At 39.9% G+C, this 25,319-nt stretch carries 20 protein-coding genes; 11 read left to right on the top strand and 9 right to left on the bottom strand.

The genetic code is table 11. The features are described 5' to 3' along the window. Positions 1 to 123 precede the first annotated feature (123 nt). The 3 genes from V7O67_RS14170 (at position 124) to V7O67_RS14160 (ending at position 1,947) form a co-directional block, all read left to right on the top strand. Complete coding sequence (locus V7O67_RS14170; protein WP_406670327.1) at positions 124 to 1,053, top strand: replication factor A; 930 nt, start codon at positions 124 to 126, stop codon at positions 1,051 to 1,053. After that, positions 1,054 to 1,620 (top strand): RPA family protein, encoded by a 567-nt coding sequence (locus V7O67_RS14165; RefSeq protein ID WP_406670325.1) that lies wholly within the window; start codon positions 1,054 to 1,056, stop codon positions 1,618 to 1,620. 93 nt (positions 1,621 to 1,713) lie between these two features. Continuing rightward, complete coding sequence (locus V7O67_RS14160) at positions 1,714 to 1,947, top strand: hypothetical protein (protein WP_342304234.1); 234 nt, start codon at positions 1,714 to 1,716, stop codon at positions 1,945 to 1,947. A 5-nt stretch (positions 1,948 to 1,952) separates the two neighbouring features. Here the strand turns inward: V7O67_RS14160 and V7O67_RS14155 are convergent, their stop codons facing one another. The 3 genes from V7O67_RS14155 to V7O67_RS14145 are packed head-to-tail and all read right to left on the bottom strand — an operon-like array spanning position 1,953 to position 3,802. Next, positions 1,953 to 2,486, bottom strand: a complete 534-nt coding sequence (locus tag V7O67_RS14155; protein WP_342304235.1) for a metallophosphoesterase — start codon at positions 2,484 to 2,486, stop codon at positions 1,953 to 1,955. Positions 2,487 to 2,504: 18 nt separating this feature from the next. Then, a complete protein-coding gene (locus tag V7O67_RS14150) occupies positions 2,505 to 3,293 on the bottom strand; it encodes a MarR family transcriptional regulator (RefSeq protein ID WP_406670323.1) in 789 nt (262 codons plus the stop codon). Then, positions 3,290 to 3,802, bottom strand: coding sequence for an ArsR family transcriptional regulator (locus V7O67_RS14145; RefSeq protein WP_406658176.1), 513 nt, complete (start codon positions 3,800 to 3,802; stop codon positions 3,290 to 3,292). The genes V7O67_RS14150 and V7O67_RS14145 overlap by 4 nt, the downstream gene beginning before the upstream one ends. 563 nt (positions 3,803 to 4,365) lie before the next feature. Between V7O67_RS14145 and V7O67_RS14140 the strand changes: the two genes are divergently transcribed. From V7O67_RS14140 to V7O67_RS14130, 3 genes are all read left to right on the top strand, one after another. Continuing rightward, positions 4,366 to 4,977 carry a hypothetical protein gene (locus V7O67_RS14140; RefSeq protein WP_342304238.1) on the top strand — a complete coding sequence of 204 codons (612 nt, stop codon included), beginning with the start codon at positions 4,366 to 4,368 and terminating at the stop codon, positions 4,975 to 4,977. Positions 4,978 to 5,049: 72 nt separating this feature from the next. Continuing rightward, entirely contained in the window at positions 5,050 to 5,349 is a 300-nt protein-coding gene (locus V7O67_RS14135) for a nitrilase-related carbon-nitrogen hydrolase (RefSeq protein WP_342304239.1), read from the top strand. Positions 5,350 to 5,351: 2 nt separating this feature from the next. Continuing rightward, complete coding sequence (locus V7O67_RS14130; protein WP_342304240.1) at positions 5,352 to 5,840, top strand: nitrilase-related carbon-nitrogen hydrolase; 489 nt, start codon at positions 5,352 to 5,354, stop codon at positions 5,838 to 5,840. A gap of 8 nt (positions 5,841 to 5,848) precedes the next feature. Here V7O67_RS14130 and V7O67_RS14125 read toward each other — a convergent pair whose 3' ends face one another. The 4 genes from V7O67_RS14125 to V7O67_RS14110 all read right to left on the bottom strand — a co-directional run bounded on the left by V7O67_RS14125 (position 5,849) and on the right by V7O67_RS14110 (position 11,562). Next, a complete protein-coding gene (locus tag V7O67_RS14125; protein WP_342304241.1) occupies positions 5,849 to 7,417 on the bottom strand; it encodes an ATP-binding protein in 1,569 nt (522 codons plus the stop codon). A gap of 259 nt (positions 7,418 to 7,676) precedes the next feature. Further along, a complete protein-coding gene (gene leuS / locus V7O67_RS14120; RefSeq protein ID WP_406671492.1) occupies positions 7,677 to 10,565 on the bottom strand; it encodes a leucine--tRNA ligase in 2,889 nt (962 codons plus the stop codon). 657 nt (positions 10,566 to 11,222) lie between these two features. Beyond that, positions 11,223 to 11,372 (bottom strand): hypothetical protein, encoded by a 150-nt coding sequence (locus V7O67_RS14115; protein WP_342304243.1) that lies wholly within the window; start codon positions 11,370 to 11,372, stop codon positions 11,223 to 11,225. 37 nt (positions 11,373 to 11,409) lie between these two features. After that, positions 11,410 to 11,562: a hypothetical protein gene (locus V7O67_RS14110; protein WP_342304244.1), complete on the bottom strand. Its 153-nt coding sequence runs from the start codon at positions 11,560 to 11,562 to the stop codon at positions 11,410 to 11,412. Positions 11,563 to 11,682: 120 nt separating this feature from the next. On the opposite strand from V7O67_RS14110, the gene cgi121 reads away from it, so the two are divergent. The 3 genes from cgi121 (at position 11,683) to V7O67_RS14095 (ending at position 14,685) form a co-directional block, all read left to right on the top strand. Then, positions 11,683 to 12,192: a KEOPS complex subunit Cgi121 gene (cgi121, locus tag V7O67_RS14105; protein ID WP_342304245.1), complete on the top strand. Its 510-nt coding sequence runs from the start codon at positions 11,683 to 11,685 to the stop codon at positions 12,190 to 12,192. 105 nt (positions 12,193 to 12,297) lie between these two features. Beyond that, positions 12,298 to 13,389 carry a class II fructose-bisphosphatase gene (gene glpX, locus V7O67_RS14100; RefSeq protein ID WP_342304246.1) on the top strand — a complete coding sequence of 364 codons (1,092 nt, stop codon included), beginning with the start codon at positions 12,298 to 12,300 and terminating at the stop codon, positions 13,387 to 13,389. Between the two features lie 18 nt (positions 13,390 to 13,407). Further along, positions 13,408 to 14,685: a tRNA (N(6)-L-threonylcarbamoyladenosine(37)-C(2))-methylthiotransferase gene (locus V7O67_RS14095; protein ID WP_342304247.1), complete on the top strand. Its 1,278-nt coding sequence runs from the start codon at positions 13,408 to 13,410 to the stop codon at positions 14,683 to 14,685. Positions 14,686 to 14,743: 58 nt separating this feature from the next. Here the strand turns inward: V7O67_RS14095 and V7O67_RS14090 are convergent, their stop codons facing one another. Then, positions 14,744 to 16,489, bottom strand: coding sequence for a chloride channel protein (locus V7O67_RS14090; protein WP_342304248.1), 1,746 nt, complete (start codon positions 16,487 to 16,489; stop codon positions 14,744 to 14,746). A gap of 397 nt (positions 16,490 to 16,886) precedes the next feature. On the opposite strand from V7O67_RS14090, the gene V7O67_RS14085 reads away from it, so the two are divergent. Next, entirely contained in the window at positions 16,887 to 18,692 is a 1,806-nt protein-coding gene (locus tag V7O67_RS14085) for a PGF-pre-PGF domain-containing protein (protein WP_406670319.1), read from the top strand. Between the two features lie 113 nt (positions 18,693 to 18,805). Here V7O67_RS14085 and tnpC read toward each other — a convergent pair whose 3' ends face one another. After that, positions 18,806 to 20,254 (bottom strand): IS66 family transposase, encoded by a 1,449-nt coding sequence (gene tnpC / locus V7O67_RS14080; protein WP_406671410.1) that lies wholly within the window; start codon positions 20,252 to 20,254, stop codon positions 18,806 to 18,808. A 554-nt stretch (positions 20,255 to 20,808) separates the two neighbouring features. Between tnpC and V7O67_RS14075 the strand changes: the two genes are divergently transcribed. Continuing rightward, on the top strand, positions 20,809 to 25,035 hold the full coding sequence (locus V7O67_RS14075) for an Ig-like domain-containing protein (protein WP_342304251.1): 4,227 nt from the start codon (positions 20,809 to 20,811) through the stop codon (positions 25,033 to 25,035). Positions 25,036 to 25,319: the final 284 nt, after the last annotated feature.

The following is a 25,319-nucleotide window of genomic DNA, read 5'->3' as shown; positions in this document are numbered from 1 at the left end:
CACATCTTCCTTTTTTATTTATATATTACTTTCACCTTGCTCACAACTCAATTATATATGGTTGAAGCATACAGATAAATTGCCTCTCAAGAAGAACCAAACAAGAGGCTTGAGGATTTAACTATGAAACAATTAGCACAGGAAATTAGTTCCAGGTTCCATGAATTAGGAGTCGAGATTCCTATTGAGGACATTGAAGAAAGACTGGACAAAATGATCAATAAGTTCAAGGTCCCGAAAGAGGAAGCCAGAAGGAGTGTTGTCAACTATTTTTTAAAATCATACAATATTAATAGGGGCGAGTTTTACACCGGCCAGACAGAATCACCCACGGTTAATATTTCTGACATAACGGAAGATGGAAAATGGGTCAATGTCCGGGGAAAGATTGTCCAGCTCTGGGAGAATACTCATGAATCTATATCCCAGGTAGGCTTGATAGGTGATGAGACAGGGACTATCAAATTCACACTTTGGAAAAGTGCTGCAGCACCTACTGTTGAAGAAAGTAAAAGCTACATATTCAGGAACGTAGTTGTAAATGAGTGGAATGGGAAATTCCAATTGAATGTTAATAAGAGCAGTTCTATCGAGTCCCTTGATGAAGATATCGAAGTAGGGACTACTACTGTTGAGTTCAAAGGTGCCATGGTTGATATACAATCCGGTTCCGGACTTATAAAAAGATGTCCTGAATGTAATAGGGCACTGACTAAGGGTGCCTGCATGGAGCATGGCAAGGTTGACGGAATCTATGACCTGAGGATAAAAGCTGTACTGGATGATGGTCTCACGACACAAGATTCTATCATAAAAAGAGAAATTACCGAGGAAATAACAGGTCTGAACCTTGAGAGTGCAATTTCCCTTGCCGCAGATGCCCTTGACCAGGGTGTTGTGCTTGAGCAAATGAAAAAGATACTTGTCGGTAAATACTACATTGTAAGCGGATCCAAAATCGAAAGATATCTTCTTGCAGAGTCCATTACTCCTGTGTTCTCACTGGAGCAGTCTGAATTGGATGAATTAATAGCTGCCGCAGAGGTGGTATAAATGGCAGGTTATACAAGGGAAGTCGCACGAAGAGTCTTCGCCCAGGAGTTCAGGGAATCTGATCTGACCTATAAGGATGGTGATGACCAGTATGCACCGCAGTATCTTCTTACACCTACAGGTGCCAGGGTAAACCGCATGTTCATAGTCGGTACACTTGTTGAAAAAGAAGATATAGGAAGTGATTCCGAATACTGGCGTGGTAGAGTTATAGACCCTACAGGCTCCTTTATGATATATGCGGGACAATACCAGCCAGAAGCTGCTCAGGTTCTTGCGGAGTGTGAAACTCCTGCTTTTGTTGCAATTGTCGGTAAACCAAGTACTTATACTACCGGGGAAGGAGATGTGCTTACATCAGTACGTCCTGAGTCACTCTATATCGTGGATGGCCAGACTCGTGATATGTGGGTATTAGAAACGGCAAAATGTACTCTTGATAGACTCAGTACTCTCGATGGTACATCTGCCAATGCACAGCGGGCAAAAGAATATTATAATCCTGACACCGGGCATTATTCTTCAATGGTTGCCCAGGCGCTGCACTCCTTAAAAGAAAGTTATTGATGCCATTTTTGGGGCATATTTTTGCCCTTTTCTTTTTTGCCTGACCAAAAGTACCATATGTGACCCGAGCGTTGTAAATTCTGTGGGTGTTACATGAAAACTTATCTGTTACTCTGGTTTAACAGCAACGGTTCAATGCCCTCTGAAGTGAACAGGAGTCTTATGTCCCTTGGGTTCAAACAAGTTCAGGGGAATTATGACTATGTTTATGACTGGGGCAACAATGTAGATCTGGATGAGATTCTTTTATTCACTGATAAGGTCCAGATGACATTGAAAGGTACGGGCGTGATGTTTAAAACAGAAACCGTAAACGGTCAGAATTAGCTGGATTACTTGCTTTCCTCGCCAAGTTTGCGGGAAAAGTCAATATATCCACAGGATTGACCTGTTATTGGTATGATCTTTGTTTCTATTGAGCCATTTTTAATTTGCAGTTCGACTGCACATGGGTCAGACATCCTCGGTTTTGTGGGTGATCCCGGGCAAATAATGAGGACATCACTTTTTTCAATAATTGGTCTGTGAAGGTGTCCGAACACAAGAACATCTACTCCCATTTCAAGAGCCATGTATCTTGTTGCAGTGTAATCAACAATAGAAAGTGCAGCTTCATGAATTACTCCTATCTTAATTCCTTCCACTTCAAAGACCAGTTTTTCCGGCAGGAGTTCTTTTACGGAAGGTTCATCAGAATTTCCGTGCACTGCTTTAAGTTTCCCTGTAGCATTGAGTGCTTTGAAAAAAGCTAATGAATCAAAATCGCCGGCATGGACTATCATATTATACTGGTCGAAAACGTCAGATAGATAAGCAGGAATACTTTCTGTTTCCAAATGCGTGTCCGATACCAGTATCATTTTCATATGATCATCTTCATCCGGTCATTGTATACTCAGATCTACGAGTTCGTATTCAAGGTTCTCTGCTTCAAGCCGACTCAGGATAACAGGCACTTCTTCATCGATTGCCAGTACCAGAGAAGATAATCCATGATATGCAGCTTCAATAACGGATTCTTTGGCGCCGAACATTACGTGTGGTTCAAGGCCAATTCTTCTCAGGGATATAAGTGACTCAACCCCCACTGTTGCAATATATGATTTGGATTTAGCAAGGGATCTTAAACGTTCAAGATCGACATTCTTTGATCCTCCACGTTCGATCCTTGGTACCCTGCAGATGGTTATGCTAGCATTTTCAAGATCAATGAGTCCCATGAGATCTGTTACTCCCACATCTTCTCCCTTCTTTGCATTGGAGATCGTAGTACCTGAAGCGCTTGTTACTTCCTGGGTTCCTACATACAGGAGTCCTTTATTCATTCTAAGGTAAACCTTTGTACCTTTGTCAAGATCTTCTTCTGCAATGGCCGTCCAGGTTGAAACATGGCTTATGATATCACTCATCACATAGCGCGCATAACGTTTCATATCATTTGCATTCTCGAGTACCCATTCCACACCCTGTTTGGTAATGCGGTAACGTACCCTTCCTTCGGAATAAATATGTCCCTCTGCAACAAGTTCTTTTATGTATTCAGAAACAGCCTGTGGAGTAACACCTATCTTTTCAGCGATCTCTTTCTGTCTGACATTCGGCTGGTGTGCAGCTACTTCTATCAGTATCTGAAACTTGGTTATGCCACTTTTACTATGAAGGAGTTCTATCATTCTTTTTCCTCATCCATCATCTTTAACCTTTGTCCCATCACAGACAGCTTATCAGAACGTCTGGCAACAGCACGTATATACAAAGGGCTCTTGTTCAATGCCCTGGTAAGGCTACTCATTGAATTATTGCCCTGCTCTACTAAATTTTCAAGTTCTTCGATGATGTCCGTTACCTCTTCATATGGCATGAAGGTCAGCATTATAATGTCACTCATATCCTCAAAAGAGCATTGAAAATTAGTCTGGACTTTAGAATATGATGTACGATATTCCTTCTCAGGTGTTTTTCCCGGTTCAGGCATATGCCACTGACTTTCGATGAGTCCGCTTTTTTTGAGTATACTGATGCTGGGTGTGACATCAGTACCCAATACTTCTTCCAGATCATCCTTAGTCATCCATAGATTTAGTAGTTCATCAAAAACTTTTTTGTGTCTCTTTGATCCAAAAACTTGAAGCAGAGGTACGAGTTCAGAGGGGTCATTAATAATTCTTGTTCGTTTACTCATTTAATTACCTCGTCTATGTCAACGGATCTGGTATTAATAGCCACATTTGAACTTCTTCCCTTGTTCATGTGAGTAGTCACTGACTACCTATTGTCTATTTTAGTACCTATTATATTGAGGTTTAATTTAATAAATGTGTTGTGATTTCATAAAGTTTCGAAATAGATTTCAGCCTTTCTTTCTAGTTGAAAGAAGGAAGTTTATGTGACTGGTCCTTAATGTTCTCATGCAACGCATAGGTTATAATTGGAAGTGCTATGGTAGCACCTACAAATACCTGGATTTCTTGCTTTTTTTGCAATTTTGCCTCAGGAAACAGCTTTATCTAAATTACATCCTGAAATACGCTCATATGTTCATCCCATGCTAACGGGGGACACATTTTTATTTACCAGATTAATATCATGATAAGCCATTAGTGGTATAGTTTCCATCAGACTATGAGGGACTGTAATAACGTCATTATTGCTTTTAAATCTACCTGTATATACTGCGTTTCTTAATTTTCTTTGAAAAGTACCGCTAAATATATCAGGTTTGTTATCAATTATGGTGCAGTTAATATGTCTGATACTATTTATCTCCTCATCAACGAAATTCTTAAGGGCAGACAGCTTTCTATCAGTGGTGTTACACGTGAACTGAAAGACAGGGGAATGGATGAGCACCGTCTCGTAATGACTGGCTACCTGCGGGCTCTGAAGGACCTCAATATATTAAATGAAGTTGAGATTCCTCCTTCCAAGGTTTATAGCATCGTGGAAACCGAGCAAAGTGACAATGAGGATATATATTCTCTCATTGCCGAGCATATAAAACATGTTGAACCTTTTTTGATGATTCCTGTTGCAGCCTATGTTTTATCAAGAACACTTGACAGGCCTGTATTTAAGGAAGAGTTCATCAGAATGGGCTTGAGTGCAAAGAGCCTGAATGATTATCTTGCTTCAGTAAACTGTGCTGTCAGTCCGACGGACAAAAATCCAAAGGAATATGCTGCCGGTATCACAAAAATTAAAATTCCTGTAGGAGAGCCTGCTTATGAAGTTAAAACTGTGACTGCAGATATCGTAAAGAATTCCAATTGCATACTTTTCAAAATATTAAGGAGTTCTGTTGATCTGGGTGGCCTTATTCCTAAAACAAAATCCACTTCCATTACGGATTTTGGATAAGCTATTTTCTTTGATGCTTAATAGTAAATAATAAATTGGTTCATAAAATAGGTTGAAAAGGTTTTGTTTTTTATGAATACTATAAAAGCAGCCTGTATCCAGATGGATATCCTCCATTGCGAAAAAGAAGCAAACATTTCAAAAGCTCTTTTCATGGCACGAGAAGCTAAGGCAAAAGGCGCTGATATTCTGATATTTCCTGAAGTGTTTTCAACAGGCTTTTGTTATGAGGATGTGGATAATTCTGCAGAGCCAGAGAATGGTGAAACTGTGCGAAAAATGTGTGATTTCTCAAGAGAAAATCAATGCGTCCTTATTTTTTCCTTAATAGAAAAAAAAAAGTTGAAAATGGTTTTAATTATTATAATCTAGGTTTGTGCATTGAAGATGGGGAAATCGCAGGAACATATCGTAAAACACATCCTTTCAAAAGTGAAAAACAGTATTTTTCATCAGGAAGTGAGATTCATCCCGTCAGACTGCTTAAACGGGAAATTACAGTTGGTCTTCAGATATGCTATGAACTACGATTTCCTGAAGTTGCCAGGAAACTTGTTCTTGAAGGCTCTGACATCCTTGTTACCATTGCCGAGTTTCCTTCACCGCGAGGGCATATATGGCGGTCACTTGCAATAGCCCGCGCAATTGAGAACCAGATACCTCATATTGCATGTAACAGGGTAGGGGATGGCCCATCATCCTCTTTTTTCGGAGGTTCCATAATAGTCGACGCTCTGGGTGAGGTCAAAGCAGAATCAGGTGATGTGGAGTCTGTGATTTTACACCCCATTGAATTTGAAAAAACTCAGAAAATAAGGGACATGATTCCTGTACTGAAGGACCGTCGTCCAGATCTTTATTGAGGTACTAATTAGCTGTTCTCAATTTTTGCTTTTTTCAGGAGCACATTGAATTTAGTTCCTTTTCCATCCGGTCCATCCTCAATTCCCACGCTTCCTTCATGCAGTTCTATTATACGCTTGACTATGGCAAGTCCAAGACCTGAACCTTTCACATTTACTTTGTGTGCTCTTTTGAACCTGTCAAAGATGTGGGGCTTATCTTTATTGGATATTCCCTCACCTTCATCTGTTATGGATACTTTCCATGCATTTTCAAGATCTTCAATATTTATTGTGATTGTACTTCCTGAAGGACTGTATTTTATGGAATTCCCGATAAGGTTTGAAAAAACATCTTCTATAGTTGTATTAACATCTGCCGGATACTCATCTGCCGGATTGAAAATCACTTTCATAGCCTTATCATCTATCTTTGGTTTGAGATTATCTATTATTTCTTCAATGATCTCTTTCAAATCCATGGTTTCAAAATCGAGCTCATCCATATTCTCGAGTTTGGCTAGATTTGCAGCATTCTCAATAAGATCTATAAGTTTCTTGTTATTTCTTTCAATTGCCTTTAGTGCGTCTTCTTTCTGACTCTCGTTCTCTTCTTCTATGAGGTACTCAACATACCCTTTAATGACAGTGGCAGGGTTTATGAGGTCGTGTCTGAGTATGTCTGTAAAGAGATCTTTGAGTTCGTTTGAGTGTTTCAGTTCAAGGGAATATTGTTTCAATTTTTCCTCTGCTACTTTCCTCTCTCTTATCTCTACTTCAAGTTCCCTGTTCTTTGAATTTAGTTCTGAGGTTTTCTGGTCCACTTTGTTACGCAGGGTCAGGCTCAATATTACAAATAATAAAAGTAATCCACCACCAAAACCAACAGATAATTTAAGCCATGAAGGACTTTCCCATGTGTTCAGGTCCAGGTCGCTTGTTTCCGATGAAGCATAGTATATAATTCCGTCTTCAATTACCATCTGGCGAATATTTTCGTCTATTATCCTGGCAATTTCATTATCTGAATTATTAGTCAATGCAAAAACCATGTCAGTAGGGGATATGACGAAAGGTATTTTTTCCACAGTATACTGTGCTTCATGTTCTTTTGAATAGGATTTTGCGATTATCCCTGCATCAGCTTTTCTACTCTGAACCAGTTCAAAGACTTCCACGTAATCATCGGCCATTACAAATGTGTAGCTGATGTTTGAATTTCTCGGGCTGGCATTGAAATTTTCATAAAAAAGATCATCCTGGTAGGCTATTTTTCTTCCATTAAGGTCACTCATGGAACTAATACCTGAACCGTTATACGCGTAGACAATTCCCCCGTCTGTGAACGCTGCTTCAGTTGTCAATATGTATCGTTCATCCATTTCAGGTGTGTAGGGGATAGCAGGCAGAATGTTTATGCTACCGTTATCCAGTCGTTCAAAGGACTGTTCCAGTGTACCAGGGACAAATTCCAGTTCCCATCCTTCCTTCGAAGCGATGATTTCCAGTATTTCAATATACAGGCCTTCGGCTGTTCCGTCCTTATTTAGAGAAACAAATGGGTCATTCTGATAAACCCCTACTTTTATTTCATCCATCAATGAATTCGCAGATACACCGGAAATCAGTAACGAACTTAATATTGCAGTAATAATAAGGACTTCAAGAGTTTTGTTTATTTGTTTTGTCCTGTTTTTGCCCTGAATTATAATTCATCCATTTATTTGCCATCCAATAGTATACTATATTTATTGGCTTTAAATTTATATTTATTGATTATATTATATAATCTGGACGAGAATCTGTCAACAAAAAAAGTAAAAACTGGCTTTTGGGTGCCAACAACCATTAACTTACTTATTCAAGATATATTGCAGGTCTCAGGGGTGCTGCAAATCTTGACTTATTTTCAGGGTCATATTCCGGTGAATCTGCTGTATATACTTCAATCGGGCAACCGATTTCATTTGAAAGGCATCCGCTATTCTCTCGGAGTATATTCTGTTCATCAAGATTAAAATCAAGCAACATCTCGAACCTTTCTGTTTTCATACTTGTAATGTCCGGGACAAGCTTCTGCACGTACTTCGGTATCTCTTTTCCATGTCTTCGGTTCTCGGGATCAGACATCAATGTCTTTATGAGCTTTCCCGGGTTGAGTTCGTCATTGTTCTTCATTTCTAGCGCCATCTTGAAAGTTTTAACTTTCCACTCAGGTGCAGTGTAAAGAGCTATCATCTTAGGTTTTATCTTTGTAACCTTGATAATCTCCTCAATGTCTGACAGTGTGTTACAGATAAGTTCCTCTGCAAGTTCAGCATCGTTGTCCACATGCTCAGGGGAGAATATCGGATACGGTGCCATTGATACAAAGTCTCTTCCACTGTGCCCCATCGCAGACCAGATTTCTTCACATACATGAGGTGTGAAAGGCGCCATCAGACGTATCCATGTGTCAAGTACGTCATAGAGAACCGCACTTCCACCACGTCTCTGGTACCATTTTACATCATTATAGAGCAGGAAGAAAGAATTCTGCAATGCACCCCTTGTCCTGATAGATGTCATATCGTTATTTGTATCTCTTACGAACTGCTGCAGCCTGCTGAGCATCCAGCGGTCGATGAGTTGCAATTCACCCTCTATTCCTGATTTTGCTCCGGAATCGATTATCTCCTTAGCCAGCTTGTAGAACCTTTCCATCTGTTTTTTAGCACTTTCCACTCCTGTATTTTTCCAGTCAGCATCCTGGGTTTGCTCTGCGCTGGAAAGAATGTACATGCGTGAGACATCAGCACCGTATGTATCTACTGCTTCTTTCATGGTCAGGATGGGCCCCTTTGACTTACTCATCTTCTGGCCCTCCAGCGATACAAAGCCATTTACAGCCATTGCACGTGGCCATTTATCCTCGTCAAATATTGCTACGTGATGGAAGAGGAAGAAAAGCAGGTGGTTTGGCACGAGGTCCTTCCCGGAAGATCTGAGGTCTACAGGATACCAGTAATCGAAGTCCGCTTTCATGTTTGCAATGAGTGTTTCTGAAAGTCCGGTGTCAATTGCTGCTTGTTGTACGGATCCTTTGCCAAGCAGTACATAGTCAAAGAGTGCAGGAGTCAGCTGATCTACATCGATTCCATTTGAAAAAAACTTGTTGGTAATATAATATGACATATATATAGTCGAATCTCCAAGGGATTCGATAAGCCAATCTGTGTCAAAGGGCAGCTTTGTACCAAGTCCCTTCTTTCTGGCGCATGCCTTATCTTTGAGCCAGTCAACCTTATTGTTGAATTCGACCCGGATCTCTTCCGGGATTATTTCCATGTTTTCAATGCACCTGTAAACTTTGTCCTTCCACTCTGGGTTGGAATAGTTCAGGAACCACTGTCCTTTGACCATGTTCACTACACATGGAGTTCCGCAGCGACAAACTACTGGTTCACTGAATTCGTAGAATATTTCTCCAATTCCTTTTTCAAGAAGGTCACGTGTCAGTACATCTTTTATCTTTGAGACGGCAATTCCTGCGTATTCGCCGGTATTTTCCTTTAGTACGCCACCATGAAACTCGCGTCGGTATACAAGTTTGGTTGCCTCTTCTGCTTTTGGGTCTTTCTGGTCTTTTACCCCTAGCTGTTCAACAGCATCAACAGCAGGGAATTCCCCGAAATCCTTCACTTCGATAAGTGAGATTAGATCTATATCACGTACGTTCTCATTAATTCCATATTCGGAAAGATCTCGATCATACAGGTCCTTGACAGCGAGGTAATCGTAAGGTGCATGGGCAGGAACACTCATAACTATGCCGCTCCCGTTGCCTGCTTTAACAAAGGATGCTGGTAGTGTGATAACCTCTTTCCCTGTCAGTGGGTTCTTTACCTTGATTCCAATGAGGTCTTTGCCAGGTACGTTCTCTATGAACTCAATGGTCCTGTCGGTAAAGGTGAGCTTTCTGTAAGCTTCCTGGCTTACGACCCATATCTCTTCACGTTCATCTTTTGTGACCTTAATCTTAACATGCTCAATTTCCGGGTTAACCCAAAGGTTTGTGACACCGAAAATAGTTTCAGGCCGCAGGGTAGCACAGGGTAGAATAAGTCCGTCATACTCAAATTTTATGAAAGTGAAGTCTACTATAGTTGCATCCTCGCCGTGGAGGATATCATGATCTTCAACCGGGTTATTGTCATTTGGACACCATTTTACAGGATGTGATCCCTTTACGATAAGGCCTTTGTCATGCAGAAGGTTGAATTGCCATTCGATGAACTTCTTATATGTTGGGTCAGTAGTGGTGAATTTTCTACGCCAGTCAATGGAATAACCAATTGAGCGCATTGCAATTTCCGCTTCTACACTGAAATAGTCAACTATCTTTTCCGGCGTATCCAGTGAAGGCAGGATTTCTTCCGGTATTTTGTGTAGCCTTGAGTAGACGTCCATAGTCTGCGGGTCCCTATTGGCGATGAGTTCCGCAAGACCTACTATGGGTGTCCCTGTAACGTGAAATCCCATGGGATAAAGTACATTGTAACCGAGCATTCTTCTGTGCCTTGCAACTACGTCACCAATCGTGAAGGTCCTTGTGTGTCCAGCGTGTAAGTTGCCGTTTAGATAAGGGTAAGGGATTGTTATGAAGAATTTCTCCCTATTGTCGGGTTCAGGTTCGAAGACCCGGCTCTCGTTCCAACGGCTTTGCCATTTATTTTCTATTACATGCGGATTATAGTCCTGTTCCATTGTTCGCACCTTCTCACGCTGGACTAAATCGTCACTATCTTCCCAAAGTCTATTGGTCAAATCTGAATATTAACCTTACGTACTTTTCATGAAACAGGGCATGTAGTTTACTAAATGTCTCAAATAGCACCTGAAAACCTTCAACATCATGCGGTTTGATTCAGTTCTTTGATTATAGTGGGTTTAATAAGTAACAACCTTAATAAAGGATACGGATTTGCCTTAGTTTCTCCGTTTCCATTTTTCTAAAAAGCGTCCTGTAATTATCTGTTGTGAGCACGATACACAGTTATATTATTATCATTGTTATTGGTTCTAGCAGGCCATTCATGACGGTTAAATGCCAATTATTCGGCAATGAAGATTAAAATAGTGTGTAAGTAATGGGTCATTAAAATAATTAGTAACTATTCAGCCTGATAAAAACGCTATCAATAACAATCTTGACAAAAAGTTGAAACGTAAATTTCATTAGGATCATTTATTTTGATTGTTGCTATTGATTGCTTTTTTGATTGTTAGATTATTAGTGAGTAGACATCTCTATTTCGATGAAATCAGTACCAATAGGCAAATCGTGCCAGGCTGAATAGTTACAATAATTAAACTCGAATTACTCTTGTGTCAGCCAGAAATAACACATTTTAAGAGTATGTCTCAATCTCTTAATTTAAACTGTTTACTACAACAAGGGCATACGGTTATATCATCACAGGATGTGTCGCCACGGTCGATGATTTCCATCTCAAAACCGCATGTCTCACAGAAATAACGCTCCCCTGGTTGCATATCATACAGTTTATGCATTTGCACCAATCTTCCGTTTGTTCATTTTAAAGTTTTGTCATTCCCATCCTCTTGCCATCTTTTCACCGCAAAAAGGACACTTCACTTCTCCTTCTCCGCAGTCATTGCAAGGAATAACAACTTCTTTGGAAAACCCACAGTTGTAGCACTTGTAGTATTTGCTTTGTTGCACATTACGTGGTTTATTCATATTGCCCCATACTCCAATTTATTCTTTGGCTTATGTGTTGATAAAGTTATCCAGTTGAACAATTGAACACATCATGCCTGACCGTTATACTTATTCTCAGGGACTCTTGTATCTTGGTACATGGAATTCAAGATGACAGGTGGATCTATCTACATAGACAATGTACCTGATTTTCTGAAGGTGCTAAGGTCTATATCTTCAAATTACAACACTATCGTCCAGGCAATGGATGGCAGCAAGATAGCAGGCGAAAAACACCTTCTTTTTTCTATCCAAAAAGCTTTGCGTGCTAAAGAGAACAATTGCTGTATGGCACATGATCTGGGAATTGAAATCATGAGGTATGCTTCGGGCAAAAAACAGATTGGTGAGGCATTTTCCATGGGTGTTCATGAAGGACAGATGAATGTAGTATTTGTTGTACTTGGTGAAAATACAGATGTTGAATTATCTGTTCAGGAGTTAAATAATCTCATTGAAGAAGCACCTGTGATGAAATATGCAAGTTCCAAAAGGGCTGTTTTGATTGAACAGTTTTCGATAACAGAGGAAGAAATATGGGCAGCAGGCGAAGAGATGATCCCATCCCTTGTTATGGAAAGAGTAGCTTTGGTTGATATTTTGAAATAGACTGAGCATTGACATATCAACCCCGCGAAACTCTAATATAGAAACCATTAATACATGTGTCATTAAATTTGTTATAATCAAAAAACAATTCAGGAAATGATAATTATGCCTCATCCTAAAACCGCTGAAGAGATGATAAAGTGTGCGGGACCAATCGAGTGTTCCCTTTTGCCCAGGTTATTACATGTTACAGAAGCAGCAGCAATTGCAGCTTCTTACCAGATGGGCCGTGGCGATAAGAATTATGCAGACCAGGTTTCTGTGGAATCAATGCGCAGAATGCTGAACTGTCTTGACATGAAAGGTATGATCAAGATTGGTGAAGGAGAGCGTGATGAAGCACCCATGCTTTTTATCGGTGAAGAAGTGGGAACCGGAAAAGGTGAACTGGAAGTCGATATTGCTGTGGATCCTCTTGAAGGTACCAACCTGGCAGCAAACGGAACCCCAGGTGCCATATCTGTAATGGCCATGGCTGAAAAGGGTGGATTGTTCCACGGTCCGGACATTTATATGGATAAGATCGTAGTCGGTTCGGAAGTAGTAAAATATGAGAAAGCACATCCGGATGAAAAAATAGACCTTGATGCACCAGTGCTTCAAAATCTTCAGATAGTCGCAAAGGCCCTTAACAGAAATGTGGATGAACTTGTGGTTGTTATCCTTGAAAGGGACAGGCACGAGGATAAAATAAAAGAGATAAGGAAAACAGGTGCCAGGGTGAATCTCATCACAGATGGCGACCTCCTGCCTGGGGTTGCAACCGCTATTCGTGGTTCCGGCGTACATATGGTACTTGGTTCCGGTGGTTCAGGGGAAGCCGTGCTTACAGCAGCTGCTCTAAAGATACTTGGTGGCAAGATTCTTGCAAGGCTTGTTCTTCCTACTGTAGCTAATGGTGGTTCACCTGAGGATATTGCGAAGGAAAAGGCTGAAAAAATGCCAAGACTTGAGAAAATGGGTATCACAGAAGGCAATATCAATGATGTGTTGGATACTGAAAAGCTGGCACCGGGAAAGGATATTATTTTCTCTGCTACAGGTGTCACACCAGGTTTACTGCTTCGGGGTGTCAATCTTTTCGGAGACGGTGACTCAAGGGTTCACAGCATAACTATGGGTAGTTCAGGAGTTGTCAAATTTTCTGATACGATCTATATCCATGATACAGAGAAAACTCCTCTCCGATTTGTATAAATGTTAGTCATCTGTAAAATGAAAGTACATATCTCAACTTACGGCTGTTCTGCAAGTCAGGCATCAGCCGAGATAATGAAGGCAAGTATCAGGGATAGCGGGCATGAGCTTGTCTCTGAGAAAGATGCTGATGTAGTTGTTATCAATACGTGTACTGTGAAATATACAACCGAGCAGAAGATCCTCTATAAGATTCAGGAATTCGGTGAAAAAGGTATAAAGGTCATAGTTTCCGGCTGTATGCCAGAAGTTCAGCTTGATGATATCATGCATCAGAATCCTGATGCCCACATATTAGGTGTGAATTCGATATCCCGGTTAGGTCAGATGCTTGATTCCCTTAATTCGGCAAATGGCAGTGTAAAGGTTTTTCTTTCGGAACCCGAGGGTTTCCAGAGTGTTCCAAGGATGCGTTTTAATTCTAATATTCATATCTGTCAGCTGTCCCAGGGATGCAATTATGCTTGTGCATATTGTATAGTGACCATAGCACGCGGTAGCCTGCGTTCATTTGAACCGGATGAGTTAGTTGCTGATGTAAGAAAGGCTGTTGATGAGGGGTGCAGGGAGATATGGCTCACATCACAGGACAACGGCCAGTATGGAACTGACAAAGAGGTCTTGCTTCCTCAACTGCTGGATATGGTGTGCAGGATACCTGGCCAGTTCAAGATAAGGGTTGGAATGATGAACCCTTTTTCTGTGATACCAATTCTTGATGATCTGCTTGACTCTTTTGAAGATGAGAAAATATACAAATTTCTTCACCTTCCAATACAATCCGCATCAGATGATGTCCTGAAGTGCATGAATCGGTATCATTCGATATCAGAGGCCAATGTCATTATTGATAGGTTCAGGTCACGATTTCCTGACATGACTATTTTTACGGATATTATTGTGGGTTATCCTGGTGAAAACGATGAAGATTTCAAAAAGACAGTTGACTGGGTGAAAGAGTATAAACCGGAAAAGGTGAATATCTCCCGTTTCACTCCAAGACCGCATACCAAAGCATGGGAAATGCGAAAGCTCGATTCACGTATAATTGTTAACAGGTCCAATGAGTTGCATGATGTTTGCGAGTCTGTTAAACTTGGAACAAGGGATTGTATGATTGGCAAAGAAGTCGATGTTTTCCTTTCAAAGCCTGCAAAACAGAAAGGCATGATGGCACGTACTGACACGTATAAACCAGTGGTCATTCCGAAATGTGCTCTTGAACCGGGAATTAACTGTCGTGTATACATATATGATGCAACACCAGGCTATTTCCTGGGAAGGATTGTAATTTAAGTTTAGGTTTAATTTTAAATTTAACCGGTATTTTAGCAGATTATAGCCTTTATTCCGGTTAAGGACCTTCTTTTTGTAGTCTCTGTACTTTATCAAGTATCTTCTTATCGTATAATTTCACGATATCACTGCGGGTTATTATTCCAAGCAGTTTTGTCCTGTCTGTTTTTAAGACTACTGGAAGCCTTCCAATATCTTTTGCAGCAAGGCGCTTTAATACTGTATTCAGAGTTTCTTCCGGATATGCCACTTCAACATCCTTGCTGCATATCTCATTGATCGTCTTATTAAGTTCATCGTGGCCTACTTTGTCCCTGACATCTTTAAGCGTAACCACGCCAGATAGATTCCCGTTTGAATCAAGCACCGGAAATCCTGCGTGCCGACTTGATTGCATGAGAGATATCAATGCTCCTACTTTCTTGTTCTCCGATACTGTCTGAACGTTGTGTTTCATCGCATTTGTAACCAGCAAGGATTCCATGATGTCGACTTCCCTGCCTTTTCTGATGGTGAAGCCTCGTCTATGTAATCCTTCTGTGAATATGGATTCGGAGTAAATAGAACTTGAAACTACATTGCTGACTACACATGCAAGCATTATTGGTAATATCATGTTATAGTCACGTGTAAGCTCAAAAAGAATGAGAATAGATGCAAGGGGTGCCCTGCTTGTTCCTGCGAATACGGCTCCCATGCCTGCAAGAGCATATGCGCCTGATTCTGCTGTGATCGTTGGGAATATCCCATGCACAATAGAACCGTAAGCTCCACCAAGCATTGCACCGACAAAAAGTGAGGGTACGATGGAGCCACCTGATCCGCCTGATCCCATTGTAAAAGAGAATGCGATGATTTTCAGAACAATGAGTGCCAGCATGAGTTTCAGTGCCAGTCCGTTGTTCAGGGCATCAGTTATGGCATCATATCCTACACCGAATATTTGTGGGTAGAAGAATCCTATCAGGCCTACGAACAGACCACCAATTGCAGGTTTGATAACCGGGTGTATGCTCAGTGAATCAAAGAACTTGTGTATTCCAAAAAGGGAACGCATTAGAATTGCTGATATGATTCCGGCCAACACTCCAAGGAAAAGATAAAGGATGGATTCAAAGAAGGGATTCATAAGTTGATATGATGATACTTCTATTGTTCTAACACCAAATATCACAGTTGATACCAGTGTTGCAAAGACTGCAGAGATAACAATGGGTATAAATGAACTCGCTTCAAGTTCACCTAATATTACCTCAACTGCAAACACAACTCCTGCAAGAGGCGCATTGTAGGCAGCGGCAATTCCGCCAGAGGCTCCACATCCGATCAGTATTTTCACTCGGTTACCATTCATCTTGAATATCTGTGAAACCAGAGATCCTACTCCTGAACCTGCAAGAACCACGGGTGCTTCTTTTCCAACAGACCCACCGGAACCGATAGATACGATAGATGCAAGAACTTCCAAAAATGCATTTCGTGCTGACATTCTTCCGCCATGAAGGGCGGTTGCTTCAATGACCTCTTCAATGTCATAGCGCCTGGTATGTATGAACAGGTGAACTATTATACCAACGATGAGTCCGCCAAGAGCAGGGAGGAGTATTATAAAATAGCCGTGAGATTCAGGAATTATCCCGTTAAATGAATTCTGGCTGATTTTCAGTAATCTATCATAAAAGACGATGGCAAAGCCTGTGAGAACACCTACAACAAGTGCCAGGGAATTGGATATCAGCGATTCTGTATGTAACCATTGTAGCAAATTTTGCTTTAGGTCTTTGAAAGCTGTTTTTCCATCCAAGAAGTTTCATCTCTGTTACTGGCTGGCAGGTTTAACATATCCATAATAGATATATTTTTTGAATTGCCTGTGTATATATATATTTTATATTCTGTAATTAGATTCTTTTCTGTATATATTGTAAAATAATTATCATAAATATATATATCATTCAAAATTAAATAATTTTATATTATATTATTTCTAATAGGTAAATGTGGAGTAATGTGGGGACATCAGTGATAGCGCTGTATGTCTGCAAAAGCAATCATTAGTAGTTGTATACAGGAGTGTATGCGGCTCAAAAAAATTGACTATATTCGGAAGCAGATAGCTGATTATTGTCAAGGGTGGGATTATGCATCCTTTAGTGAAAAACAGTACACAAAACGGTATATTGAATTATATGAGGGTACTATTGTCGATTTTCATTATTCTTTCGACATTTGGCCCCATGGTACTAGCAAGTGCGGCATCAGATGAGATAGTTTCAATAAGTTCTGATAAGATAAACCCCGGTGATAATGCACATGTAATAATTTCTATAGGAAATTGTGCGAATATCACAGGTATAAATCTGACTCTAGTGTATGATCAAAGTATCATATCCCTAAATAGTATTTCAGAGAACAACAGTGTTGTATCGGGACATGTAGTAGATCATGTTGAAAATATCACTGGAATAATTGATATCCAAATGATGCAGTTGGACAATATAACAACAGTAGAAGGCATTTCGTTAATTGACATAATTTTCACAACATCTTTGAGTGGTAATTCCTCTCTGGAATTGCAAGATGTGGAATTGTTTACGGGTGATACCTCATATGCTCCAGCTACTACTATAGATGGGATGATAAATATCAATTCAGCTCCAGTGTTTAACGCAATCGGAGATTTGAATGTTAGCGTTGGTGAACTTGTCAGTTTTAACCTTTCAGCAAACGACGTTGACGAGAATGATGACCTTACTTTTTATAATGTATCTGTACTACCGTTGGGCTCCGCTTTTTACCCGAATAATCAGAGCTTTATGTGGGAGCCTGCATCCATCGGTAATTACTCTGTGACTTTTGGAGTAACTGACAATTATCAAACAGATACAGTGACTGGAACTATTGTTGTTAATGATACTGTCGTTGTAGTAAATCATGCTCCTGAACTTGCAACGGTTAGTGATAGATCTGTCAATGAGTCTGAAGAACTTTCATTCACTCTCACTGCTAATGATGTCGATAATGACACTCTTGTTTACAGTATGAGTGGCCTTCAAGAAGCAGCTAGTTTGAACTCAACAACCGGTGTGTTCAGCTGGACTCCTATAATCGGTGATGCCGGGACATATTTAGTGATATTCGATGTCAGTGATGGTGAATACAATGCAAATGAGTCTGTTTCTATCACTGTAACATCAACTTCAACTTCGACTTCGTCCACCACCAGCTCTAGCAGCAGCGGTGGTGGTGGTGGCTCTTTGTCATCCGGTGAAAAGTTTGAGAATATTGATTTCAAAGATTATGTCATCAAGTCTGTTGTAAAGGATATGGAAACTGTCTTCAGCTTTGTAAAAGAAGACAATAGCATAATTTCTGTAAGCTTCACTACAGGCATCAATGGCGGACAGACAAAAGCAGTAGTTGAAATGCTCAAGAATACTTCCTCACAGGTAGGTTCCAGTGCACCAGGCAATGTTTACGAGAACATGAATCTACATATCGATTCAAAGCTGGCATCGGATGCAATAAGCAATCCAAAGATCAATTTCAAGGTAGAAAAGAGCTGGATTGATGATAATGACATTGATCTTTCTACAATTACACTTTGCAGATATTCCGACAGCAACTGGGGTCAGTTACCAACTGAAAGACAAGGCGAAGATGATCTTTATTTCTATTTCGCTTCAACAACTCCGGGATTCTCTCCATTTGCGATTTCAAGTGTGGAGTCAGCGGTAGTAATAAATGGGAATATAGTTGAAGATGTTGTAGCTAGTTCTCAGGACGCTGGAGACACAGTTATGTCAACTGAAGATGCCGTTTCGAGGAAATTAACAACAGAAACCAATCAGGAGAGCAGATCATCACTTTCATTTGTATTCGTCCTGGCATTGGTTGGTTTCATGGTTATTGGTGCAGTCGGCTATAGGAACAGGGGTTACTACAATAAGGTGCGTTTGCAAGTAGGAAATCCTGACGGTAAGCGTTACAGGCGTATTAAGCAATAGTTGGATCAAAAATGCTTACAGCAGATTACGAAGCTTTTGCTGATCTGTTGTATTCTCTTTTTGTAACTATTCAGCCTAGCTCACTTCCACCAAGCTGATTTCTTCATCCACGATCAATTCTGCAACTTTGGAACAAATGAATTGCCATAAAATATTGCACTAATTGCATCGATAACAGATTCAGAATTCTTATTAACAGTAGACACGTATCCTCTTATACGGCAGAAATTTTTTGCACCCTGTTCACTGCGGAAAGTACCTGATATCTTCTGCTGTACTTTCGTCATTCTGATATCTCTTTCAGCCTGATTGTTATCAAACGGAACGTTTTGGTCGTACATAAATCGCAAGATATCCTCTTTATGGCCAATAAACCTATCCAGCAAATTCTTTACCGTGGTCTGCTTCTTACGTCCTCGTTTTTTAGACCGCACATTTGATTCCGGATCAGGAGGATTTTCATTCACTCCTAAACAAGTTATGTGATCATAATCCTCACTGAACCTTTGAATTAGCTCAGTATCTAAAAGATCATTATCAACATGATGTTTAATGCATATCAAGAGATCACTCATTATCTTTGGCCACTGTTGATCCCTGTTTTCGGAAGCTCCAGTTAACTCTCGTAATAAATGTGCATTACATAATGAATGTTGACATTCATATTTGTTGTACGGTTTCCAAAAATCATGTGTTGCAACACCAGTGTAACCTGGTAATATGCCCATAGCATCCATTGCTTCTGAGCCCCTTTTGCGATGTGCAAAATAATAGGTCAGTTTGTCTGTACCTGCCACATGAAGCCAATTACGAACTGCATTTATTCTCATTCCTGTTTCATCCAGATTGATGACAGGAGATTCTTTCAGGAGATGTTTCACTGTATTTTCAAAAGCTCCAAGCTTCTCAAAACAACTACGTTCCGTGTTCACCAAAGTAGCAGGACTTATCTTGCATCCCAAAATATCAGAGAACAACTTGGTAACACGCTGATAAGGAAGTAATTGGTAAGTGTGCAAATAAACTGCAAATGACTTAACTCGATGACCGTATTGAGTCGGCTGAGTTACACCATCTGGAAAAAGAGCTTTGTTTACATGAGAACATTTGGGACATGTTTTAATCTCGCAACGATGTTCAATGCAATTGATAGTTATAGGAGGAATGTCAAAGACCTGTCTTCTTTCATAGTCAGAGGGAACAGAAGCTAACGATCTCCCACAATTGACGCATTGATTAACAGGATGAACAATAACTTCATCCGGATCATCATTTATTCTTAATGTAGTACCAGGATGACCGTTTTGACCACCTACATGCTTATTGGTCTTTTTTCTTTGACTTTTAACGGTTGGTTTATTCCGTGCATAAGAATCAGTAGAAGGTGGTTTGCTACTGTTGCGACTATTCTTTTCAAGCATTTCTTCCAAATGCCTGACACGCTCTTCAAGTTGTGCAATTTGGAGAGATTGATGTTCAATTATCCCAAGTAATCGAGTTACAAGTTCTACTACTGCTTCTGGACCAGCTTCATAAACTGCAAGTATTTCTTCGCGGTCTATACAAATCCCCTCAGATTGATAGACGTTTTTTATGATATTTTACTGAATATTTTTTAACACATAGAATGAAGCCATAGTATATTGTTTTTTGCATCATTAAAACAGTCAGGCTGAATAGTTACCTCTTTTTTTATTAAGTTGTATTTGTTTTACTGATTTGTTCTACTGATATTTTCAGAGATCTTTAAATAAAATTCATTTATCGATCAACTGTGGAAATAGGAATATTTCTCCTCCGATGACAGTATTGGATGATTAGAATGATTGCAAGCGTTCTCTGAACAATGAGTCTATAAAGGAGCTATAATTCCCGGAGGAATTATAAATTAATCAAAATTAAATAATTTTATAACATATTGTAGTATATTGGGAAATGGAGTAATGTGGGGGACATCAGCTATGGTACTGTATGTCCATACATGGTTGTGTGGAACTTAGATATGTTTGGCAGATAATTCAAGCTCAAATTGCAGATTATTGTCAAGGGTGAGAGTATGCATCCCTTAATGAAAAACAGTACACAAAACGGTATATTGAATTATTTGAGGGTATTGTTGTCGATTTCTATTATCCTTTCGACATTTAGCCCTATGATAATAGCAAGTGCGGCATCAGGTGAGACAGTTTTTATTAGTTCTGACAAGGTAAATCCTGGTGATGATGCACATGTAGTGATTTCTATAGAGAATTGTGAGAATGTCACAGGCATGGATCTGACATTGGTATATAATCAGAGTATCATTGATTTGAATAATATGTCCATCAACGCGACTGTTGGATCAGGCGAGATAAAAGATACTAATACTTCTGGGACGGTTGAAATAAAGCTCAGAAAGTTGGATAATCTTACTGATGTAGGATTAGTTCCATTAATTGACCTCACTTTCGACGCATTGAAAAGTGGTAACTCTACACTTGAGCTGCGAAATGTGGAACTTCTCGGTGGTGAAACTCCATCAATCTTGGGTGGGACGGATGATGAGTATATTCTTGTAGAGGAGACTATAGCGATAAACACTGCACCCAAATTTGGTACAATTGATAGTCAGTTCGTCAATGAATCTTCAGAACTTTCCTTCACTCTTAATGCAACTGATCCTGATGGCGATACTCTCCTTTTTGGCAAGAATGTCAGTTATGGTAACATTACAGGTGATGTTTTTACCTGGACTCCAACCACAGATGATGTCGGTACTCATTACATCAACTTCAGTGTAAACGACAGTGCTCTTTGGGATTATCATGTCGTTATGATTACTGTTAGTGAATTAGTTGAAGAAACTAACAACGCACCTGATTTTGGTATAATTGGTGATAAGTTCGTCAATGAATCTTCAGAACTTTCCTTCACTCTTAATGCAACTGATTTAGATGGTGATGCCCTTCTTTTTGGCAAGAATGTCAGTTATGGTAACATTACAGGTGATGTTTTTACCTGGACTCCAACCACAGATGACATCGGCACCCATTACATCAACTTCAGTGTAAACGACAGTGCTCTTTGGGATTATCATGTTGTTATGATTACTGTTAGTGAATTAGTTGAAGAAACTAACAACGCACCTGAATTTGGTATAATTGGTGATAAGTTCGTCAATGAATCTTCAGAACTTTCCTTCACTCTTAATGCAACTGATCCCGATGGCGATACTCTCCTTTTTGGCAAGAATGTCAGTTATGGTAACATCACAGGTGATGTTTTTACCTGGACTCCAACCACAGATGATGTCGGTACTCATTACATCAACTTCAGTGTAAACGACAGTGCTCTTTGGGATTATCATGTTGTTATGATTACTGTTAGTGAATTAGTTGAAGAAACGAACAGTGCACCTGAATTTGGTATAATTAACGATCAGTCAATCAATGAATCTGAAGATTTTTCCCTCACTCTTAATGCAACTGATCCCGATGGCGATGATCTTACTTATTATATGAGTGGTCTCCCAGAGGATGCAAACTTGAACTCGGCAACAGGTGTTTTTTCCTGGAAACCTGGCTACAATGATTCTAATATCTATGATGTCATGTTCAACGTTTCTGACGGTTTTGTCAACGTTTCTGAAACCATCCGCATAACTGTAATAAATATCGACCAAGCTCCAGAATTCAGTTATTCTATTGGTAATAGGGCGGTAAATGAGGCAGAGCTCATTAATTTCACGATAAACGCTACAGACCCGGATAATGATACAGTAATTTACTCTGTTGTCGGTTTGCCTGATGAAGCCAGCCTTGATCCAGGCACCGGATATTTCAGTTGGACTCCCGATCATGATGCTTCAGGTATTTACAATGTCGAATTAATTGCCACTGCCAATGGTCTTAATGATACGGAGGCAATCACCATTACAGTCAACAATGTAAATCGTGAACCTGTTCTTGCCGATATAGGAAGCTACAATGTTCAGGAAAACAAGACTCTTGAATTCAGTCTGTCTGCTACAGATGCTGACAATGACAGCCTCAGTTATGATATGAGTTATCTTCCATTAGCAGCAACTTTGAACTCGACCACCGGTGCTTTTTCCTGGACTCCTGATTACGAATCATCAGAAACATATACAGTACAATTCACTGTTTCCGATGGCAATGATACCGCTTCACAGTATGTCCAGATCATAGTTGAGAATACTAATAGAGCTCCAGAGTTCCCTGAATTTGGAACTTTGAATGCTACAGAAGGAAGTGAACTTACCCTCGACATCAGTGCATTTGATCCGGATCATAATTCTCTCACATACTCTGCTAATGTATTATTTGGTACCATCTCCGGAAATGAGTTCATATGGACTCCTGATTATAGTGATTCAGGAACACACGATATCGAATTTACCGTAGTTGATAAATATCTTGATTATGATACCTCTATTGTTACAATAGAAGTAGGCGAGTTTAACAGGGCACCATCTATGAATCCTGTATCACCTTTTTATATCTGTGAAGTAGGTGAAGTAATTTCGTTCAACCTTGTAGCCACAGATCCCGATGGACATTCAATCACTTACAGTGTAAGTGGATTGCCGGAAAGTGCAAATTCCAGTTTGGATATGATTACTGGTGCATTCGAATGGACTCCTACTTATGCCGACGAAGACAAAGTCTATTATGCTGAATTCACTGCCTTTGATGGCGATAAGTATGTCAGTGTAGAAACAGTGTTCCTGGTTGGTATAAAACTAAGTTGGGATGATATTGGTCCTAAGCAAGTAAATGAAGGTGAGAATCTATCGATAGTGTTGAATGGCTCTTCCAACGATACTGAAATAACTTATTTCGCATCAGGTTTGCCAACAGGTTCTACGTTTGACAATGTTAATGGTATCTTTAACTGGACACCTTCTTATGATCAAAGTGGAATTCATAATGCAACTTTTGGTATGAAGGTGGGTACATCTCAAATAAAAGAAACAGTATTTATCACAGTTGTCAATGTCAACAGAGCTCCATCGTTTAATATGGATGAGTATTATGTTGTCAACGAAAGTGAGAAATTGAACATTCTACTCAATGCAACTGATCCTGATATCGAGGACACGACTCTCATATTCAATTCCAATGTTTCTTTTGGTTCCATATCAGGTGATGTATTCACATGGACTCCGGGATATACTGCAAACCAAACATCAAATGGAACCTACTACATAAATTTCACAGCTACGGATGGCCAACTCAGTAATTCTACAATTGTAACTGTGCAGGTTTTCGATGTAAATGCGCCACCTGTGTTGTCTCCTATAGGCAGCCAGAGTATTGCGGAAGAAAAAGAACTTGTAACTAATCTTGCTGCAACAGATGTAGATGGCGACGTTCTTACATTTTCAGCTTTGAATCTCCCGGAAAATGCAACATTGAACATTGCAACCGGCGTATTTAGCTGGACACCTATAACCGGTGAAGATGGAACATCTATAATATTCAAGGTCAGTGATGGTGAATACAACGATACTGAAACAGTCACTATCACTGTAACTAAGAGTTCATCAACAAGTTTAACAAGCTCCAGCTCCAGTGGTGGCGGCGGTGGTGGCGGCGGTTCACTGTCTTCTGGCGAAAAGTATGAGAACATCATCTTCAAGGATTATGCCCTGAAGGCAGTTGCAAAAGACACTGAAACAGTTTTCTCCTTCTATAAGGAGAACAACAGTATTGTTTCGTTAAGCTTTACCTCAAAGCTTAACGGAGGACAGGTTAAGGCAGTAGTTGAAGTATTGATGGGCACTTCTTCGCAGGTAAGCTCCAGCGCGCCGGGTAATGTTTACGAGAATATGAATCTATATATCGGTTCAAAGCTTGGATCTGATGCTATAGGCAATTCAAAAGTCAATTTCAAGGTAGAAAAGAGCTGGATCGATGACAATGACTTTGATACCTCTATAATTGTGCTTTACAGGTATTTCAATGATGATTGGGCTCAGTTACCAACAGAAATGACAGGAAATGATGAATATTATTACTATTTCACTTCAACAACTCCGGGATTCTCTCCATTTGCCATCTCAGGTGCAGACGCAACAGATGAGTTCGTTGTTGAAGAGGTCGTAACCGGTTCCACAGATACAGAGGACACAGTTATGTCAACAGAGGATGCCGGTTCGATGGAATTAACGACAGAAACAACTCAGGAGAGCAAGTCATCACTTTCATTTGTATTCGTTCTGGCATTGGTTGGAATCATGGTTATCGGGGTATTTGGCTATAGGAACAGGGATTATTATGGTAAGTTGCGTATGCAACTGGGAAATCCCGATGGTAAGCGTTACAGGCGTGTTAAGAAATAGACTATGAAGAAAGATTGCAGCAGATTGCAAAAGTCGTTGAGTAATCTGTTGTATGCTTTATTTAGTTTGGCAATCATCCATTAAATTTGTCTAGTTATATAATTTGATGTATATGTTCAAATAAGTTTATTAAATCGTAAACTCAAAATAGAGCCGACTATGGAGGGGATTACATCATTAGTCCTATAAAAGAAAAATTTGCCTGTTTAGTTGTAAATGGGAAAAAGCATGAACGTTCTGGGAATTCCTCAACTTTTGTATGGCTACCAGTTATTCTTATCCTT

Origin of the sequence: Methanolobus sp. ZRKC4 (genome assembly GCF_045291305.1) — an archaeon.
GTDB lineage: Archaea > Halobacteriota > Methanosarcinia > Methanosarcinales > Methanosarcinaceae > Methanolobus.
The sequence above is the reverse complement of the archived record's forward strand: the minus strand, read 5'-3'. Positions and strand labels throughout refer to the sequence as shown.

What these genes read in the sequence shown, in the direction of transcription:
- V7O67_RS14170 (WP_406670327.1), top strand. Translation starts at nt 124, where the DNA reads ATGAAACAATTAGCACAGGAAATTAGTTCCAGGTTCCATGAATTAGGA.
- V7O67_RS14165 (WP_406670325.1), top strand. Translation starts at nt 1,054, where the DNA reads ATGGCAGGTTATACAAGGGAAGTCGCACGAAGAGTCTTCGCCCAGGAG.
- V7O67_RS14160 (WP_342304234.1), top strand. Translation starts at nt 1,714, where the DNA reads ATGAAAACTTATCTGTTACTCTGGTTTAACAGCAACGGTTCAATGCCC.
- V7O67_RS14155 (WP_342304235.1), bottom strand. Translation starts at nt 2,486, where the DNA reads ATGAAAATGATACTGGTATCGGACACGCATTTGGAAACAGAAAGTATT.
- V7O67_RS14150 (WP_406670323.1), bottom strand. Translation starts at nt 3,293, where the DNA reads ATGATAGAACTCCTTCATAGTAAAAGTGGCATAACCAAGTTTCAGATA.
- V7O67_RS14145 (WP_406658176.1), bottom strand. Translation starts at nt 3,802, where the DNA reads ATGAGTAAACGAACAAGAATTATTAATGACCCCTCTGAACTCGTACCT.
- V7O67_RS14140 (WP_342304238.1), top strand. Translation starts at nt 4,366, where the DNA reads ATGTCTGATACTATTTATCTCCTCATCAACGAAATTCTTAAGGGCAGA.
- V7O67_RS14135 (WP_342304239.1), top strand. Translation starts at nt 5,050, where the DNA reads ATGAATACTATAAAAGCAGCCTGTATCCAGATGGATATCCTCCATTGC.
- V7O67_RS14125 (WP_342304241.1), bottom strand. Translation starts at nt 7,417, where the DNA reads ATGGATGAAATAAAAGTAGGGGTTTATCAGAATGACCCATTTGTTTCT.
- leuS (WP_406671492.1), bottom strand. Translation starts at nt 10,565, where the DNA reads ATGGAACAGGACTATAATCCGCATGTAATAGAAAATAAATGGCAAAGC.
- V7O67_RS14115 (WP_342304243.1), bottom strand. Translation starts at nt 11,372, where the DNA reads ATGCATAAACTGTATGATATGCAACCAGGGGAGCGTTATTTCTGTGAG.
- V7O67_RS14110 (WP_342304244.1), bottom strand. Translation starts at nt 11,562, where the DNA reads ATGAATAAACCACGTAATGTGCAACAAAGCAAATACTACAAGTGCTAC.
- cgi121 (WP_342304245.1), top strand. Translation starts at nt 11,683, where the DNA reads ATGGAATTCAAGATGACAGGTGGATCTATCTACATAGACAATGTACCT.
- glpX (WP_342304246.1), top strand. Translation starts at nt 12,298, where the DNA reads ATGCCTCATCCTAAAACCGCTGAAGAGATGATAAAGTGTGCGGGACCA.
- V7O67_RS14095 (WP_342304247.1), top strand. Translation starts at nt 13,408, where the DNA reads ATGAAAGTACATATCTCAACTTACGGCTGTTCTGCAAGTCAGGCATCA.